The sequence below is a fragment of the Propionivibrio pelophilus DSM 12018 genome (assembly GCF_059569095.1).
In genome coordinates, this window is the sequence record NZ_JCANUT010000126.1 from 1 (window position 1) to 2,146 (window position 2,146).

Genomic DNA, 2,146 nt, shown 5'->3' on the forward strand with positions numbered 1-2,146 from the left:
AGCGTGTAGATCCCTTTCGGTAGTCGTTCCATCCTTGTCCTCCGTTCCTCACATTTTACGAAACGTTGGACTCCACTTTTTTCAGCCTACCTCACTACCGCTACAAGGGCGAGAGTTACCAGCCGCACAATTCGGTGGCGCTGGCCAATGCCGGCTACATCCAGGTCGAACTGATCCAGACACGCAACGACGTGCCGTCGATGTACCGTGACTTCCAGCAGACCAGCAAGAGCGGCCTGCAGCACGTGGCCTACTGGACCGAGGATTACGACCGCGACCTGAACAACCTGGTCGGCCTGGGCTGGAAGCCGATCATGCAGGGCGAGGTCGGCGAACGCGGGCGCTTCATCTATTTCGATACCGAATACCACCCCGGAACCGTCATCGAACTGTCCGAAGTGGCCGGCCCGAAGGGCAAGCTGTTCAAGCTGATTCGCGAAGCGAGCGAAGGCTGGGACGGAATGGATCCGGTACGACCTTTCCCTGACTTGTCGACCTTGTGACCTCCTTGCTTTAGTCGTCAAGTAAAGGCCCGGGCCGTCTGTCCCGGGCCTCTTTTTTCCGGCACGGCTCCGGTAGTCTTCTGGATGTGATTGCTCACTGCACCAAGACGAAGATCCTCGCTGACAGAAAGCGGAGAGCTCCCCGAGATGGTGCCGTGGCAGAGTGAAATGCACGATTTTGGCTCACTGTTTTCGACTTCCTGTTATTAACTTGCTGATATAAAAAGGAAATAGTTTCTGGAATGTTGTTTGCTTACATCCCTCGATTCTTTTCAGGGGGGCGTATGGAAGCATTGAAATCAGGGAGTGATGTTCTTTTCATCCTGCTCGGCGGCATCATGGTGCTGGCGATGCACTCGGGTTTTGCATTTCTGGAACTCGGAACGGTGCGCAAGAAGAACCAGGTCAATGCGCTGGTCAAGATCCTCGTCGACTTTTCGGTGTCGACGATTGCCTACTTCTTCATCGGTTTTTCGGTTGCCTACGGCGTTAATTTCTTCTCGGGCGCGGAGGTGCTGATGGCGAAGAACGGCTTCGAGCTGACGCGCTTCTTCTTTCTGCTGACCTTCGCGGCGGCGATTCCGGCGATCATTTCGGGTGGTGTCGCCGAGCGTGCGCGCTTCAACCCGCAGTTGATCGCCACCTTCGTCATCGTCGGCTTCATCTATCCCTTCTTCGAGGGTATCGCCTGGAACCAGGCGTTCGGCATCCAGGCCTGGCTGAAGTCCACGTTCGGCGCGGAATTCCACGACTTCGCCGGCTCCGTCGTCGTGCATGCGATGGGCGGCTGGATCGCGCTGCCCGCAGTGCTTCTGCTCGGCGCGCGCTACGGGCGCTACACGAAGGAAGGGCGCATTTCCGCGCACCCGCCGTCGTCGATTCCCTTCCTCGCGCTCGGCGCGTGGATTCTCACCGTCGGCTGGTTCGGTTTCAACGTGATGAGCGCGCAGACGGTCGACAAGATTTCCGGCCTCGTCGCGATCAATTCGTTGATGGCGATGGTCGGCGGCACGCTGGTCGCCACCGTGCTCGGCAAGAATGACCCCGGTTTCGTGCATAACGGCCCGCTTGCCGGACTGGTTGCCGTGTGCGCGGGGTCCGACCTGATGCACCCGATCGGAGCGCTGGTAGTCGGCGGCGTTGCCGGCGCGCTTTTTGTCGTGATGTTCACCCGGACGCAAAACCGCTGGAAGATCGACGACGTGCTCGGCGTGTGGCCGCTGCACGGCCTCTGCGGCGCCTGGGGCGGCATCGCGGCCGGCATCTTCGGGCAGCAGGCGCTCGGCGGCGCGGGCGGTGTGGCCTTTATGTCGCAGCTGACGGCGACCGTCATGGCAATTGCCATCGCGCTGACCGGTAGCGTGGTCGTTTATGGCACGCTCAAGGCGACGCTCGGCCTGCGTCTCGACCGTGAGGAAGAATTCGAGGGGGCCGATTTGTCCATCCACCGCATTAGCGCGACGCCGGAGAACGAGTCGAACTGGTGAGTTGTGAGCGGAAACAATAAAGTCTGTCGGGCAATAGACAAGCGAAGCCCGGCCAACGCCGGGCTTCGTTCTTTGTGCGCCCGGCACGGGCGCACTCCTGCGGGTGCAAGTCCCGCCGTAAGTTGATCACAGCGAACGAAGTGAAGCGCAACTGCG

General features: G+C 59.9%; 2 protein-coding genes. Both read left to right on the forward strand.

All coding sequences use genetic code 11. The features are described from left to right. Positions 1 to 65 precede the first annotated feature (65 nt). Complete coding sequence (locus BO74_RS20925) at positions 66 to 503, forward strand: VOC family protein (protein WP_496445311.1); 438 nt, start codon at positions 66 to 68, stop codon at positions 501 to 503. A 284-nt stretch (positions 504 to 787) separates the two neighbouring features. Then, on the forward strand, positions 788 to 1,990 hold the full coding sequence (locus BO74_RS20930) for an ammonium transporter (protein ID WP_496445313.1): 1,203 nt from the start codon (positions 788 to 790) through the stop codon (positions 1,988 to 1,990). The last annotated feature ends 156 nt before the right edge of the window (positions 1,991 to 2,146 follow it).

Excerpts from the sequence above, each read along its gene's own strand:
- BO74_RS20930 (WP_496445313.1), top strand. The coding sequence starts at position 788 with ATGGAAGCATTGAAATCAGGGAGTGATGTTCTTTTCATCCTGCTCGGC.